17 protein-coding genes are annotated in these 12913 nt (G+C 40.6%); 7 read left to right on the top strand and 10 right to left on the bottom strand.

From position 1 onward, the window contains the following. The 3 genes from HWQ36_RS14890 to HWQ36_RS14880 all read left to right on the top strand — a co-directional run. Positions 1 to 211: hypothetical protein (locus HWQ36_RS14890; protein WP_292704003.1), on the top strand; the 211-nt coding region annotated here is incomplete at its 5' end. Between the two features lie 53 nt (positions 212 to 264). Then, a complete protein-coding gene (locus HWQ36_RS14885) occupies positions 265 to 486 on the top strand; it encodes a PIN domain-containing protein (protein WP_292704000.1) in 222 nt (73 codons plus the stop codon). Continuing rightward, positions 479 to 661 (top strand): PIN domain-containing protein, encoded by a 183-nt coding sequence (locus HWQ36_RS14880; RefSeq protein ID WP_292704012.1) that lies wholly within the window; start codon positions 479 to 481, stop codon positions 659 to 661. The genes HWQ36_RS14885 and HWQ36_RS14880 overlap by 8 nt, the downstream gene beginning before the upstream one ends. Positions 662 to 839: 178 nt before the next feature. Here the strand turns inward: HWQ36_RS14880 and HWQ36_RS14875 are convergent, their stop codons facing one another. Beyond that, the gene (locus tag HWQ36_RS14875) at positions 840 to 1385 is read right to left on the bottom strand and encodes a shikimate kinase (RefSeq protein ID WP_292703997.1); all 546 of its coding nucleotides are present in this window, start codon (positions 1383 to 1385) and stop codon (positions 840 to 842) included. A gap of 238 nt (positions 1386 to 1623) precedes the next feature. On the opposite strand from HWQ36_RS14875, the gene HWQ36_RS14870 reads away from it, so the two are divergent. Both HWQ36_RS14870 and HWQ36_RS14865 read left to right on the top strand, forming a co-directional pair. Further along, positions 1624 to 1782, top strand: coding sequence for a hypothetical protein (locus HWQ36_RS14870; RefSeq protein WP_292703995.1), 159 nt, complete (start codon positions 1624 to 1626; stop codon positions 1780 to 1782). Continuing rightward, positions 1751 to 2014, top strand: coding sequence for a hypothetical protein (locus HWQ36_RS14865; protein WP_292703993.1), 264 nt, complete (start codon positions 1751 to 1753; stop codon positions 2012 to 2014). Before HWQ36_RS14870 ends, HWQ36_RS14865 begins: the two co-directional genes overlap by 32 nt. A 31-nt stretch (positions 2015 to 2045) precedes the next feature. Here the strand turns inward: HWQ36_RS14865 and HWQ36_RS14860 are convergent, their stop codons facing one another. The 8 genes from HWQ36_RS14860 to HWQ36_RS14825 form a co-directional block, all read right to left on the bottom strand. Continuing rightward, entirely contained in the window at positions 2046 to 2984 is a 939-nt protein-coding gene (locus HWQ36_RS14860) for an ABC transporter permease (RefSeq protein ID WP_292703991.1), read from the bottom strand. 63 nt (positions 2985 to 3047) lie between these two features. Continuing rightward, complete coding sequence (locus tag HWQ36_RS14855; protein WP_292703989.1) at positions 3048 to 4112, bottom strand: ABC transporter permease; 1065 nt, start codon at positions 4110 to 4112, stop codon at positions 3048 to 3050. A gap of 99 nt (positions 4113 to 4211) precedes the next feature. Then, on the bottom strand, positions 4212 to 4496 hold the full coding sequence (locus HWQ36_RS14850) for a type II toxin-antitoxin system mRNA interferase toxin, RelE/StbE family (RefSeq protein WP_292703987.1): 285 nt from the start codon (positions 4494 to 4496) through the stop codon (positions 4212 to 4214). Next, positions 4493 to 4714, bottom strand: coding sequence for a hypothetical protein (locus HWQ36_RS14845; protein WP_292703984.1), 222 nt, complete (start codon positions 4712 to 4714; stop codon positions 4493 to 4495). Before HWQ36_RS14845 ends, HWQ36_RS14850 begins: the two co-directional genes overlap by 4 nt. Before the next feature lie 121 nt (positions 4715 to 4835). Beyond that, entirely contained in the window at positions 4836 to 6302 is a 1467-nt protein-coding gene (locus tag HWQ36_RS14840) for an ABC transporter ATP-binding protein (protein ID WP_292703982.1), read from the bottom strand. Between the two features lie 262 nt (positions 6303 to 6564). Beyond that, a complete protein-coding gene (locus HWQ36_RS14835; protein ID WP_292703979.1) occupies positions 6565 to 7620 on the bottom strand; it encodes a BMP family protein in 1056 nt (351 codons plus the stop codon). A 721-nt stretch (positions 7621 to 8341) separates the two neighbouring features. After that, positions 8342 to 8947 (bottom strand): hypothetical protein, encoded by a 606-nt coding sequence (locus HWQ36_RS14830; RefSeq protein ID WP_292703976.1) that lies wholly within the window; start codon positions 8945 to 8947, stop codon positions 8342 to 8344. A 611-nt stretch (positions 8948 to 9558) separates the two neighbouring features. Next, positions 9559 to 10842 (bottom strand): FGGY-family carbohydrate kinase, encoded by a 1284-nt coding sequence (locus tag HWQ36_RS14825; protein WP_292703973.1) that lies wholly within the window; start codon positions 10840 to 10842, stop codon positions 9559 to 9561. A gap of 328 nt (positions 10843 to 11170) precedes the next feature. Here HWQ36_RS14825 and psaM point away from each other — a divergent pair, with 328 nt between their 5' ends. Then, positions 11171 to 11260, top strand: coding sequence for a photosystem I reaction center subunit XII (psaM, locus tag HWQ36_RS14820; RefSeq protein ID WP_040630342.1), 90 nt, complete (start codon positions 11171 to 11173; stop codon positions 11258 to 11260). A 253-nt stretch (positions 11261 to 11513) separates the two neighbouring features. Further along, the gene (locus tag HWQ36_RS14815) at positions 11514 to 11924 is read left to right on the top strand and encodes a hypothetical protein (RefSeq protein WP_292703970.1); all 411 of its coding nucleotides are present in this window, start codon (positions 11514 to 11516) and stop codon (positions 11922 to 11924) included. A gap of 194 nt (positions 11925 to 12118) precedes the next feature. On the opposite strand, the gene HWQ36_RS14810 is transcribed toward HWQ36_RS14815, so the two are convergent. Further along, complete coding sequence (locus HWQ36_RS14810) at positions 12119 to 12850, bottom strand: tetratricopeptide repeat protein (RefSeq protein WP_292703968.1); 732 nt, start codon at positions 12848 to 12850, stop codon at positions 12119 to 12121. Positions 12851 to 12913 lie beyond the last annotated feature (63 nt).

Here is a 12913-nt window from a genome sequence, read left to right as displayed (position 1 = left end):
AAGAATGCGAGTATTGCAAACTTATGCTGCTATTAAAGACAAAACTATTACATCTTTGGTAGAAGACTGGATAGATTCTCTCAATTCAGAAAAAGTTCGTTGGTCAATTCCTTACTCACGCGCATTCATCACGACACTGAATTGGGTACAATTTCAGTGTGAGACTTCTGCTGTTTTAGTTAAATTTTGCAGGTACAATATCGCCAAATGATATCCAGTTGATGCGCGAAGCAATTGAACAAGGTTGCGAACAGGTAGATATAGATGAGTGGTAGATACCTGCTTGACACTAATATTATTATTGCTTTATTTGCAAATAATATAGCAGTAAAAAATCAGCTGGTAAATGCGGAAGAAATTTTTATTCCTAGTATTGCGATTGGTGAACTATTTTACGGTGCTAGAAAATCAGGGCGATCGCAAGGAAATTTAGAACGTATTGAGGAATTTATTGCCAGAAATACGGTTATTGGATGTGATGTATGATGTAGAAACTGCTCGTGAATATGGTGAAGTTAAGAATAGATTGCGCCTCAAAGGTCGTCCATTACCCGAAAATGATATTTGGATTGCATCTGTCGCAATTCAGTATAATTTAGTACTAATTACGCGAGATGCTCATTTTCAAGAGGTTGAAAACCTGCAAACAGTAGCTTGGTGAATACGCCTTGCACACAAGTAGCTTCAGCTTACCTGACTATTCAGAATCGTTGACCTTCATGAGGAGCTGCTGTTGAGAGTTAAAATCTATTTCAGTCAGTGTAGAAGACTTTGTAACTCCTCACATCTCTGCTGCCAAAGTCAAGTATTTACAGCAGATTCCGATTTAATGCTTTTAGCTAGTGAGTAACTTGTGGTTTGAGAACGTTAGGAATCTCCTCAAGTATTCGCTTGGCAATGTCTTCGGGTGTTTCTCCCTCTTGCACGGTGATGTGCAAATCGGCTTGAGAGTAAAGTGGTGTTCGTTGTTCGAGGAGCGATCGCAATTTAACCTTGAGATCAGCATCTTGCAAGAGTGGTCTAGTGGTATCCTCAGCTAAACGGCTGTAGATAAGTTCAACTGGCACATCTAACCACACTATCAAACCGTGGTGCAAGTAACCCCAGTTTTCTCGCCGTAATATAATGCCCCCACCGGTTGCTATAGTCAATTTTGTAAAAGCACAAACTTGTGAAAGTACATCACTTTCTATCTGGCGAAACTCTGTTTCACCAACTTCTGCAAATAACTGATTGATAGATTTGTCTGTTGCTTTGGCAATGACACTATCAAGATCCACAAACCCATAATCCAGATGCTTTGCTAGTAAGGGACCTACTGTCGTCTTACCAACGCCCATCATGCCAATTAAGTACAGGTTGACTCCTTGTAATAAACTGCCCACCAGTCGCTTCGCTCCAATTATAAGTTGTCACCGTTCGCCCTTAGCGTCTCCCCTTGGGAGAAGATTTGAGCTAGGACTTCCTTAGATAAAACTTCTCGCTGAGTCACAGTTTCCAATTATAAACCCATTGACTTTTATATAAAACAAGTCTAAATGCTTTAGAAATTTTAACTCACCATCAAGCCCAAACAACCTCTAAGACAACTAGCTAAAAAGTGACCAATCATTCAGATTTTCATTGACTACGAATCCACAATCATTAACAGGGGTTGTTCCTGCATTCCCTGGTGATTCCAGCTTTGACTTGCAAAAATTGGCTGGCATCGGCTTTGTTGTGGCTAACGTTAGAAAGTTTGATGGTGTAGATGAATATAGGAATAATCGAGTCTTACAGTAACGGATTTTTAGAAGTTGTACCAGAAAGCGATTATTGGCAGATTGTAGCTATACACATCAATGGCCACGCCTACTGCCCTACTCCTCGGCTTTATCGTTCCGAAAGAGGAGCATTGGCAAAAGCTGCACAAATTTATGATTGGCTAGCTGACCACGAAGGAGAAATTAGTGATGGGGCTTATTATTGCTCTGAATTGAAACTCATCTTATGGCAGCAAACAAAAGTTTCTTAATTACCTTTGCGATCCAGAATTTCACCTTAAATTAGTCTGAGTGGCGATTTTCTCCAAAGTAGGGAGTACCTAAAGCTTTAGGAGGTGTGGATTTCCCCGCTAATCCTACTAATGCCAATAAAGCGATCGCATAAGGTAGCATGACTAAAAATTGGTAAGGGATATTTGCCCCTAATGCCTGAATTCGGAGTTGTAAAGCTTCTGTAGCCCCAAACAGCAAACAAGCTAAAGCACTACCTACAGGATGCCATCTGCCAAAAATTAATGCTGCGATCGCAATAAATCCTTTACCAGCACTCATCCCCTCGGCAAAAAATCTTACCTGTACCAGAGTTAAATAAGCACCTCCTAAACTCGCAAGACAGCCACTAATCACCACTGCGATATAACGGATATTTTGTACCGAAATCCCAGCCGTTTCAGCCGCTTTCGGAGATTCCCCCACTGCCCGCAATGTCAATCCAAAGCTAGTTTTAAATAAAATGTATGTAGTTAAAATAACTAATATAAATAATAAATATACTAAAAAATCTGACTGAAATAGTAGCGGCCCTATCAGAGGAATATTGGCTAAACCAGGAATAATAATTGCCTCGATTCCAGGTAACTGCTGTGTACTACTGCCACTAAACACTAACCGGGCCAAAAATGATGTTAATCCAGCTGCGACAAGATTAATTGCTAGCCCAGATACTAATTGATCGACACGCAAAGTTACACACAAAACAGCATGGAGTAGTCCGACTAATCCCCCAGCAATCAAGGACGCGAGGATACCAAGCCAGGGATTACCAGTGGAGAAAGTGGCAGCAGCACTGGTAAAAGCACCTGTAAGCAACATTCCTTCTAAGGCGATATTTAACACCCCTGCTCGTTCCGAGTACAATCCTCCAAGGGCTGCAAATGTTAAGGGGACGGCTAGACGCAAGGTAGCTATTAAGTAATCAGAGAAGAAGTTGAGATTATTCATAGAGTTATTTTTTAACGCAGAGGTTCGCAGAGGGAAGCGCAAAGTTTCGCAGAGTTTTCTTCGTTAAACCTTTGTGCCTCTCTGCGTTTTTACTTTTATCTCTCTTTCGATTGCGAAACTGATAGCAATAAATAACACCATAAACCCTTGAATCGCGTAAACCACGGTTACTGGCACACCTGCACTGCGCTGCATCACATTTGCACCACTGCGAAGCGCTGCAAAAAACAAAGAGGTAAATACTACACCGACAACACTACCACGACTTAAAAAAGCGATCGCAATGGCATCAAATCCATAACCTGGTGAAACTTGTTCAAATAGCCGATATTTCAACCCCATCACCTCACAACTCCCAGCCAACCCAGCTAAACCACCCGCAGAAGCCATCACTAACATAATGGTACGTTTAACAGATATGTGGGCATAACGGGCGGCAATCGGGTTAAATCCCACTGCCGTAATTTGATAACCTAAAGGCGATCGCACTAACAATACCCATAAAATACCTGCGGCAATTAAACCTAATAAAATACCAGCATGGGCGAGGCTTTGTGGTAATATAATCGGCAAACGGGATGTTTTGGCAATTAATGGCGAATAAGGACTAGGCGCACCTATTGCCATTAATGGATTTTGTACGAGGTAGCTAACTAAATTTACTGCGATATAGTTGAGCAACAATGTAGTAATTACTTCATTGACTCCGCGCATGGCTTTGAGATAACCAGGAATCCAACCCCAAACTGTACCAAAGAAAAATCCTGCTAAAAGTGCTAAGGGGATATGAATAACCGCAGGTAATCCTTGCACATATAACCCAATTAAAGTACTTCCCAACGCACCCAGATAAATTTGTCCTTCCCCACCGATATTAAATTGCCCAGCCCGCAACGCCACTAACACGCCTAAGCTGGTGAATAATAGCGGTGTCATTTTGGTGAGGGTGTTACCAAATCCAAAGTAGGTAGAGAGGGATTCTTGAAATAAGATGCTGTATGCGGTGATGGGATTTGCCCCAGCAATTAGGATGAGGATAGCACCGACGATAAGGGCGGAGGCGATCGCAATGAGCGGTGATAGTATGGGTAGCAATCTAGGATGAATCCGATTAATTAGTGTCAGCACGAGCCTAACCCAATAGAACGCTTGTACTGAGGCATAACTGGGAACATAGAAAATCGCATTTTGAAACTTTCCTAAAGCGATCGCTTTCCCTGTATATTCTCAATAAACTTCATCATGAGTGCCAATATCGATTAGCACGATCGTATCTTCATCCTCATCAGGATTAAGCTGAAACTTGTAGATAATACGGCAATCATACTCTACCCAACAAGCCCATAAACCCTCTAAATCACCTTTTAACTTATGTGATTTTAAAGTAGGTGTAAATGGATCGGTTACAAGTAATTCCAAAACTTCAAAAATTGCTTCTTCTAAGCGAGGATTTTTACGAATAACTCGTTTAAAAGCACGCTTAAAGCTACTATCCCAAACAAGAACCCTCATCCTTCACTTAACAAATCAGCCCGCAGATCCTCGATATTACCATGCTTGGCTGTACCTATTCTAATTGCTTTCAGGATTTGTGCAGCATTTGCCGCAATTTCTTTACGCCGTTGTTCAATGCGTCTTTTAGAAATTAGTTCGAGTAGTAAATCTTGCTCTTCGGTTGACAGAGCCTCTACATATTCAATAACTGTCTGAAAAGATACAGGTTTGCTCATCAGCAGTGTTGATCTCTTTGAAAAATTAGGCACTTTTTCATTTTATTCCATTTCTCAATAACAATAGGCTTAAACCCCAAAATTACGAATTACGTTAGCGTAGCCTATTACGAATTAGTAATTAATTAAATCCCCCAGCCATTAATAAACCAATTTCTTCAACTTTTGCCGTAGCTGCATCCAAAATAGCCACAAACTCACCTCTGTAGATTACGGCAATGCGATCGCTCATTGCCATCACTTCTTCTAAGTCAGTAGAAATATACAAAATTGCGGCACCGCGATCGCGTTCTGTTAATATTCGAGAATGGACGGCTGCTGTCGCCCCCACATCTAACCCCCTGGTGGGTTGCATAGCGATAATTAAAGCTGGTGCTTGCGACAGTTCACGCGCTAACACCACTTTTTGTTGATTTCCTCCCGAAAGCTGACTTACCAAGATATCAATCCCATTCGCCCGAATGTCAAACTCTTGGATTGCAGCTTGGGCACGATTTGCGATCGCTTCTTGTTGTAACAAAAAACGGCGACAAAATGGCAGATATTTAAAAGCTTTTAAAATCAAGTTTTGGGCGATGCTAAATTGCAACACCAATCCCATTGTCTGCCTATCTTCTGGGATGTAGCCCACTAAGGAATGATTGGGCGTAAACTCAATTTTACCCTGCTTAATAGTCCGCAAAAGAGCGATGGCATCAGCTAATTCTCGCTGTCCATTGCCATCGACACCAGCAATTCCTAAAATTTCTCCCGCCCGCAGTTCAAAAGATACATTATTTACAGCAGGAATATTTCTCTCATCAGCAACTTGTAAATTTTGCACCGATAGGATGATTTCTCCTGGTAATGTAGGACTTTTATTTAACTGGAAAGCTACTTCTTGTCCTACCATTAATGCTGCTAACTGCTGAGGTGTCGCCGCTTCAGTTGATGTTGTTGCTACTACCTTTCCCTGGCGCAAAACTGTTACTGAATCACAGAGATTTATTACCTCTTCTAATTTATGACTGATAAAAATAATTGTGTTCCCTGCGGCTGTCAATTGGCGCAAGATAGTAATTAATGATTCTACTTCTGGCGGTGTCAAAACTGCTGTAGGTTCATCAAGAATCAACAATTTTGCTCGACGGTAGAGAACTTTGAGAATTTCTACTCGTTGTTGTGCCCCAACAGATAAATTTTCAACTTTGGCAATGGGGTTAATTTCTAATCGATAAGCTTTGGATAATTCGGCGATTTCTTGCTGTTTATATTGTAGATTCAGCCGCCAACTTTTTTCCATTCCTAAGATGATATTTTCTGTTACCGTCAATTGGGGTACAAGCATGAAATGTTGATGAATCATGCCAATACCTAGTTTAATTGCCTCATTTGGAGAGGTAATTTTGATTGGTTGTTCTTGGAGATAAATCTCACCAGCATCAGGTTGATAGAGTCCACTAATAATATTCATTAAAGTACTCTTTCCTGCACCATTTTCGCCTAGTATTGCATGAATGGTTCCAGATGCGACAGAGAGATTAATCTTGTCGTTAGCGATAAAAGAACCAAAGTGTTTGGTAATATTTTTTAAGCGTAAATAGTCCATGTTCACAAAATTGATAGCTCGTAGTCAAGATTTTAAGGACTAAGAGGTTGTTTGAAAAGTCTAATTTATTACTTGCCTCGGCGATTGGAATAGAGCCTCCGGCACGCTGACGCACTAAGCGACGCTATGCCGTACCACTTGGTGGAAGCAAGCTACGCGCAGCGTCTCTAAGAGTTGGCTTTACACGGCTACACAGGCAAAACCCTTGATTTTGTATTAGTCCACGGAGGTGGACTTTGTTTGATTTCCAATCGCCCAATACTTATGTTGTTTTCTTCAAGCAGCGTGTGTCTTTACCAGCCTCTTTACAGTCTTCAAAAACAATTTTTTTATTAACAATTTCTTGCTTTGCATTCAATACCTTTTGCTTAACTGCCTCCGGTATGATTGTTCCGAATTTTCCTAAAAATAATATATCTGTTCTTTCTAGACCAATTGTATATATTTGTCCTTTGATTTGTTTTTGTTTGACTAATTCTGCTATATAAGCTATTGCTAAATCTAAGCGTTTGACAGCGCTGGTTAAGACAGCTTTTGGTGCAACATCGAATTGATCGTTTGTGTTACCAAAAGCATATACTCCTTTTTCACCTGCTGTTTGTAAGACTGCGGCTGAGGCATTATCTAACCATTGATAGATAACATCAGCACCAGAAGAAATTAATGCCAGAGTCGCTTCCTTTGCTTTAGCAACATCATTCCAATCACCCGTAAAAGTAGAAGTAATTTGGATATTTGGTTTAACAGACTTTGCCCCTAATTCAAATCCCCGCAGTTCTCCCTCGGTAGCGGGAAACTTCTCTCCAGCAATATAAGCTAATTTATTAGATTTAGTGACAGAAGCACCGATAATGCCACATAAATAACTAGCTTGTAGATGATCTATTCGTAAAGAAGCAATATTCTCACCCTTAAGATTACCATTCACACCCACAAAAAATGTGTTGGGAAACTGTGAGGCGACTTGTTCAATAGCGGCATCAAATTGTCCGCCATGCGCGAAGATGAGATTGTAGCCTTTACGAGCAAAATCTGTTAATATTTCTCTTTGATCTGCTTGTGCTACTTTTTCGACATAGGCGGTTTCTGCACCTAGCTTTTGTTTTGCTAGATTGATTCCTTCATAACCAGATTGATTCCAGGCTTTATCGGTAATCAGTCCAGGGAGAGCGATCGCTATTTTAAACCCTTTAGTACCACCCGTTGTTGTCGCTGTTGGTGTCGTCGGCTTACTACTGCAAGCTTGCAGCAGTAAACTGACACCAAACCCTACTGAACCAAACAAGATAAATGCACGCCGACTAAAGTTTGTTGTCATACCTCGCCTTCAGATAAATAGCTATTTGAGTTATTTCAACACTCTAAAGTCGTAGGTGGTGTTTTGGAAACAATTTCTTCCAAATTTCTAAATTCAGCAAAATTATAGCATTATCTTGATTGTTTGAAGACAGCAGTCATTTATACAATTAATTGCTTTTTTCTGTTACGTGCCGCTAATCCTTGCTGTAATTTGAGCTTGAATCTTAGTGAGTGTAGTTTGCAACGGACTCGTTAAAACCACAATAACTGTTGTATTTTTCTTCAGTAAAGAACACTTAGGAATAAGTATTATCATACATATATGTGACTGAAAAAATTCATTCAGCAAGGTAAAAGTTATGGCAAATATCAAGTTCTTAATTTTGGATAAAGTTGAACTAAGAGTTGCAATATTGCTCGGTTAAGAATATTTGTAGGTTGGGTTGAGGAACGAAACCCAACAAAGCCCTGAAAATGTTGGGTTGAGGAACGAAACCCAACCTACTAGCACTTGTTTTGTGGGGGTGCAAAAACACCGATTATTCAGATGCTCGCGGACTCGCTCATAGCGTTGCTATGCCGTACCACTTCGTGGAAGCAAGCTAGCAAGAGCGTCTAGTAGAGAAGACTTTACGCTCCGCTATCCGCTTTTTCAGTCAGAATTAATTCTGTTCGCGGAGTGTGCCGGAGGCATTATTCTGACTACTGACTCCTGACTCCTGAATTCTGTTCGATAATTTTTATAATTCATTATCCGTAAAGGGAACTATGGATGGTAAAAACCTTTGAAGAGATGGGGAAAATTCTAATCTTGCTGCATAATCATCTGTTTGTGATACTTCTAATTCAATTGTTTGCTGATTCTCTTCATCAAAGAGCAATTGAATTTGATAATTTGTCCAAAATTGTTCACCTAGTTCATCTTCTAAATCGAAAAGTAGTTGTTCTTCATCACCCCATATATTCGACCAAAGAACTATCCTATTAGCCCGAAAATGATTTTGACCTGTTGTATCTCCAATTACAAAATATGCTTCGACACTTAAATCAAATTCTAACTCATCGACCTCTGCTTCTTTGATGTTACAGTTAACCACTATTAAAGTATCTGGGTTAACGTTTACTAGTTGCTCTTGGCGTTTTAATAATTCTTGAAATACGAAATTCGGCAACAGTTGGGAACTCTCTTCAAGTGCTTGCTTTTGAGTTTCTGGCGAGTAACGAGTTTTTAATTCTTGTGTGATTAAAGTTAAAATATCTTTACTTGCTAAATTGACAACTATCTTTTTATTTGCGGGATTAAGGAAGCATCCTTGATTAAGCTCAATGCGCTTTTTTATTGTCATAATTCTCTAAAGTTATTTTAATGCGATCGTATCATCTATAAATCAAACTAAAATTTGCTCGCATCGTTTTAGATACAAAGTATAAAGCCCCTGAACTTACATAAAATACAGATATTCATCAGATGATAAGCTACGCCAAACAACAAAATGTAAGGGAATTCCAAGAAATAAATTATCCAATCTTGTGGGGTGGGCATCTTGCCCGCTCAGTCTATATGGCGGGCAAGATGCCCACCCCACAATCAATAATTGAATATTTTTTTATTTGGAAGTCCCTAAGCAAGCCTTTTTGATATAGTCTAAAGACCTGACAAAGCCACTAGATATCAAAAGTGACAAAATCGGAGTCAAAAACCTCACCTTTTCTCTTGATGATAATCTTGATTGCACAGGTCAAATTTTTTAAAAAAATATTTTTTTCTCTTAATCGCCTTAAAACTTACACCGATAATTAGTAAAGGGGATAGATGACATTCGCTTGTGGCAAAACACCCATCCCCGAATAGCTGCCCAGATCATTAACCTGGAATCTATAATCCGGTATCTAATCATCCCAGTATCGTCCGAGATATGTCGATTGTCACTGGGATAGATACTGATTTAGAAGATATCTACGAAAAGATAGTTACATAATTACTCTTTTTCACTCCTTGCATCCCCAACAGAGCCGTTCCGTAAGCAGCTTGTGTATAAACTGACGCTACTACCGAAATCTGCAAATAACGCGCCCTAATCGTAGTCCAAGTATCATTAGCCGCGCCACCGCCAGCAGTATAAACACGACTTAACTTGTCTGCTCCCATTTGCTGTAACAATTTATACCCTCGCGCTTCTATGCGGGTAATACTTTCTAACAACCCATGCAAAAATTGCACTGGGTTATCTGGGCGTGGTTCCAAACGTGGGGCTAAATTGGGATCATTAATTGGAAAGCGATCGCCTACCTTCAACAACGGATAATAATCTAATTCGCTGGCTTTTGATGAATCAATTTCCTGGCTAAGGCTTGCTAATTCAGCGTTTGTGAAAAATTGCTTCAGTACTGCACCTCCAGTATTAGAAGCACCACCAGTCAGCCACAAATCCCCTAACCTATGGCTGTAAATTCCATATCTGGCATCTTCTACACGAGTACGACTTAATAGCTTTAGTACCAATGTTGAACCAAGGGAAGTCACGGCTTCACCAGGTAATTTTGCGCCACTGGCAAGAAAAGCCGCGATGCTATCAGTTGTACCTGCACATATCAGACAATCACGGCAAAAACCGAACTTATCCGCAATTTCAGGACGCAATTCGGCAATGGGAGTACCAGGAGTTAAAACGTGGGGTAGCTGAATCGGTATTTGAAGCAATTCTAGCCATTCTGGGTATTTCAACTCTTCTACGTCATAACCCAGCTTTAAAGCATTATGGTAATCGCTAATTCCCAACTGTCCATGTAGGAGAAACCCCAGCCAATCTGCTTGATGCAGAAAATATCTAGCTTCACTAAAAGAGGGTAATTGCCTCATCCACAAAAGTTTGGCTAGGCTGGAGGTGGCACTCAACACGGTATGATTGGGGGGTGCTATACTCCTCAAATGCTCTAGCAGCAATGATCCCCGCGCATCGTTATACATCAGTGGTGCGTCTGTTGGATTACCAACAGCATCGACCAGCAAGACAGTGGAAGATGTACCATTAATTGCGATCGCTTTAATTTTTCGCCGCAATTGGTGAGGTATTTGTTCCAGCAATACAAACAAAGCCTCCTGCCAAATTTTTGGCGTAACGGTGGCTGTTGAGTCCTGGAAGGGATATCTCACCTCAGCCTGAATACAATAGGCTTCCTCGTCAATTACCACGCCGCGTGCGCCAGATGTACCGAAGTCGATACCCAAATACAAATTCATAATTTTTATAAATTTTTTTAATAGAGAATGAAGGAGGCAGGAGGCAGAAGGCGTAGGGGGAGTAAAGAGAAAACTTTAGTGATTTTTTCTACCGTAATAGCCATTAATACACTTATTTCTTTCTCTTCCCCTGCCTCCCGTGCCTCCCTTGCTCCCCCTGCCTCCTGCCTTCCTCGATAACTGCTTTTGTTGCATCTTGTAACAAGATATTCCACAATTCTGGCAAAACAAGGAAAAGTAGTAAACGAACTGTTCAAAATCTATTCAGGTTAGGAGGTTTTCAGCCATGCCTATCTTAGATACTCTGTACATCGCTCAGATATCTTCCATCTCGGACACTCAAGTCTATATCGCTCTAGTTGTAGCGCTGATTCCAGGAGTTCTAGCTTGGCGATTAGCCACAGAACTTTACAAATAAGGCTACGATGTGACACAGTTAAAAAGCTAATAATCCTGGCAGTACGGGGTGCAATTTCCTTTCTTCTTTTGGCTTTATGCCATCACTAGCTAGGAAACTAGCACTTACGTAAGCCAGGTTATTTTTTAACTGGTACAACACTTGTAGCTATTTTAAAAAAATGAAGTAATATGACAGCTAAATCAAGCAGTAATTATCGCCAGAGGGCTTTTACAGTGCTTCCCTTCACTAAGCGAGGTTATCTTTTAGCATCATGAACGCGATTCAACCCTCCAGACCACCGTTACAACCTATACAAAAACGCCGGGTCATTCCTCGACCAAAGCGGCATCTTCGTCAACGTTCTTACCAGGTGATGGCACTAGAAAGCACAGCCAAGATAGTGGTTAATCTTGTCGTTACAGCCATTGCAGCATCTGCTCTAGCACAACTTTTACCTCATCATTGGTTACAGCAAGAAAAGTTGCGAGAAATTAATACTGAAGTCAAGTTGATGCAAGTACACGTCGATGGTTTACAGGTGGAATTTAGCCGTAACTTCGATCCTCAGCAAGCTAAAAGTATTAGACAACAACAAGGATTCCGATTTGCTCCCAACCAGCGTCGGGTCGTGTTGATGAATAAGGATATTAGAGAAGACGAACAAACAGAGTCGTCACCTTAAGCTAAATGGCGAATTTGGGATTATTTAGGTTTCTTGTGATTTTGGCTACGTAAAAACCGGGTGTTAATTTATATTATTGCTAATAAATAATGGTTAATAGCTAATGTTTGAATAGCTATGTAGTTATCATCTATTAGTACAATTCAATTCAAAATTTAAATCAATTATTTTGAATTTTGAATCCCCCAGAAGAACTAATCTACCAAATTAGGATGCTCAGGAGATAACAAATCGTTTAGCCAATTTTCGATTTGTAAACGCAAGCGAGAACCAGTAAAGTCCCTAGTTGTTGCCAGAGTAGGCAGTTGAGTGAGGGCCCGACGATAATCAGCGATCGCACAGTTCCAGTCACCCCAAAGATGGTAAGTTCTGCCGCGTTCAGCCCAGATATGACCTTCTAGTTGACCGAAAAGCTGTGCTACCTCAAAATTCTCAATTGCCTGCTCGTATCGCCCCAATTCGCGCCAGGTAATGCCTCGGTTAATCCACGCCCGAACATAGCCAGGATTCAAATCAATGGCTCGATCGTAGTCGGCAAGTGCTGTAGCTAATTCTCCACAAGCTGCGTAGTAATTTGCCCGGTTATTATAAGCACTAGCCAAAGAAGGATTAAGTTTCAGGGCGGTGTTATAGTCGTAAAGCGCTTTTTGCCTTTCACCACTTTGGAAATAAATTAGCCCCCGGTTGTTGTAATCAACGGCATTGTGCGGGTGGCGGTAGATTAGTTGGCTTAAAAGTGCGATCGCCTCAGTATAGTCTCCTTCTTGAGCCGACCTTAAAGCAAAAGAGCGTAAGTAATTATTCCCTAAAGTAGATGCGCTGCGATCGTTTTTCCTCTCCTTGTGGACTTTATTTGTATTATTTAAAACATATTTATATTGCTTGCTTTGCTGGTCATCGTCAGCTAAAAATGAGTGAATATTCATCTTTCCCTGCCTGAAATCCCTGCTTTGTAAAATTAAATTCTAGTTTTGGATCGGTAGTGGTTT

The sequence above is a fragment of the Nostoc sp. NMS2 genome (assembly GCF_017115105.1).
GTDB lineage: Bacteria > Cyanobacteriota > Cyanobacteriia > Cyanobacteriales > Nostocaceae > Nostoc.
The sequence above is the reverse complement of the archived record's forward strand: the minus strand, read 5'-3'. Positions and strand labels throughout refer to the sequence as shown.

Excerpts from the sequence above, each read along its gene's own strand:
- HWQ36_RS14860 (WP_292703991.1), bottom strand. The coding sequence starts at position 2,984 with ATGAATAATCTCAACTTCTTCTCTGATTACTTAATAGCTACCTTGCGT.
- HWQ36_RS14825 (WP_292703973.1), bottom strand. The coding sequence starts at position 10,842 with ATGAATTTGTATTTGGGTATCGACTTCGGTACATCTGGCGCACGCGGC.
- HWQ36_RS14845 (WP_292703984.1), bottom strand. The coding sequence starts at position 4,714 with ATGAGCAAACCTGTATCTTTTCAGACAGTTATTGAATATGTAGAGGCT.
- HWQ36_RS14830 (WP_292703976.1), bottom strand. The coding sequence starts at position 8,947 with ATGACAATAAAAAAGCGCATTGAGCTTAATCAAGGATGCTTCCTTAAT.
- HWQ36_RS14850 (WP_292703987.1), bottom strand. The coding sequence starts at position 4,496 with ATGAGGGTTCTTGTTTGGGATAGTAGCTTTAAGCGTGCTTTTAAACGA.
- HWQ36_RS14815 (WP_292703970.1), top strand. The coding sequence starts at position 11,514 with ATGAACGCGATTCAACCCTCCAGACCACCGTTACAACCTATACAAAAA.
- HWQ36_RS14885 (WP_292704000.1), top strand. The coding sequence starts at position 265 with ATGAGTGGTAGATACCTGCTTGACACTAATATTATTATTGCTTTATTT.
- HWQ36_RS14865 (WP_292703993.1), top strand. The coding sequence starts at position 1,751 with ATGAATATAGGAATAATCGAGTCTTACAGTAACGGATTTTTAGAAGTT.
- HWQ36_RS14835 (WP_292703979.1), bottom strand. The coding sequence starts at position 7,620 with ATGACAACAAACTTTAGTCGGCGTGCATTTATCTTGTTTGGTTCAGTA.
- HWQ36_RS14810 (WP_292703968.1), bottom strand. The coding sequence starts at position 12,850 with ATGAATATTCACTCATTTTTAGCTGACGATGACCAGCAAAGCAAGCAA.
- HWQ36_RS14880 (WP_292704012.1), top strand. The coding sequence starts at position 479 with ATGTATGATGTAGAAACTGCTCGTGAATATGGTGAAGTTAAGAATAGA.
- HWQ36_RS14840 (WP_292703982.1), bottom strand. The coding sequence starts at position 6,302 with ATGGACTATTTACGCTTAAAAAATATTACCAAACACTTTGGTTCTTTT.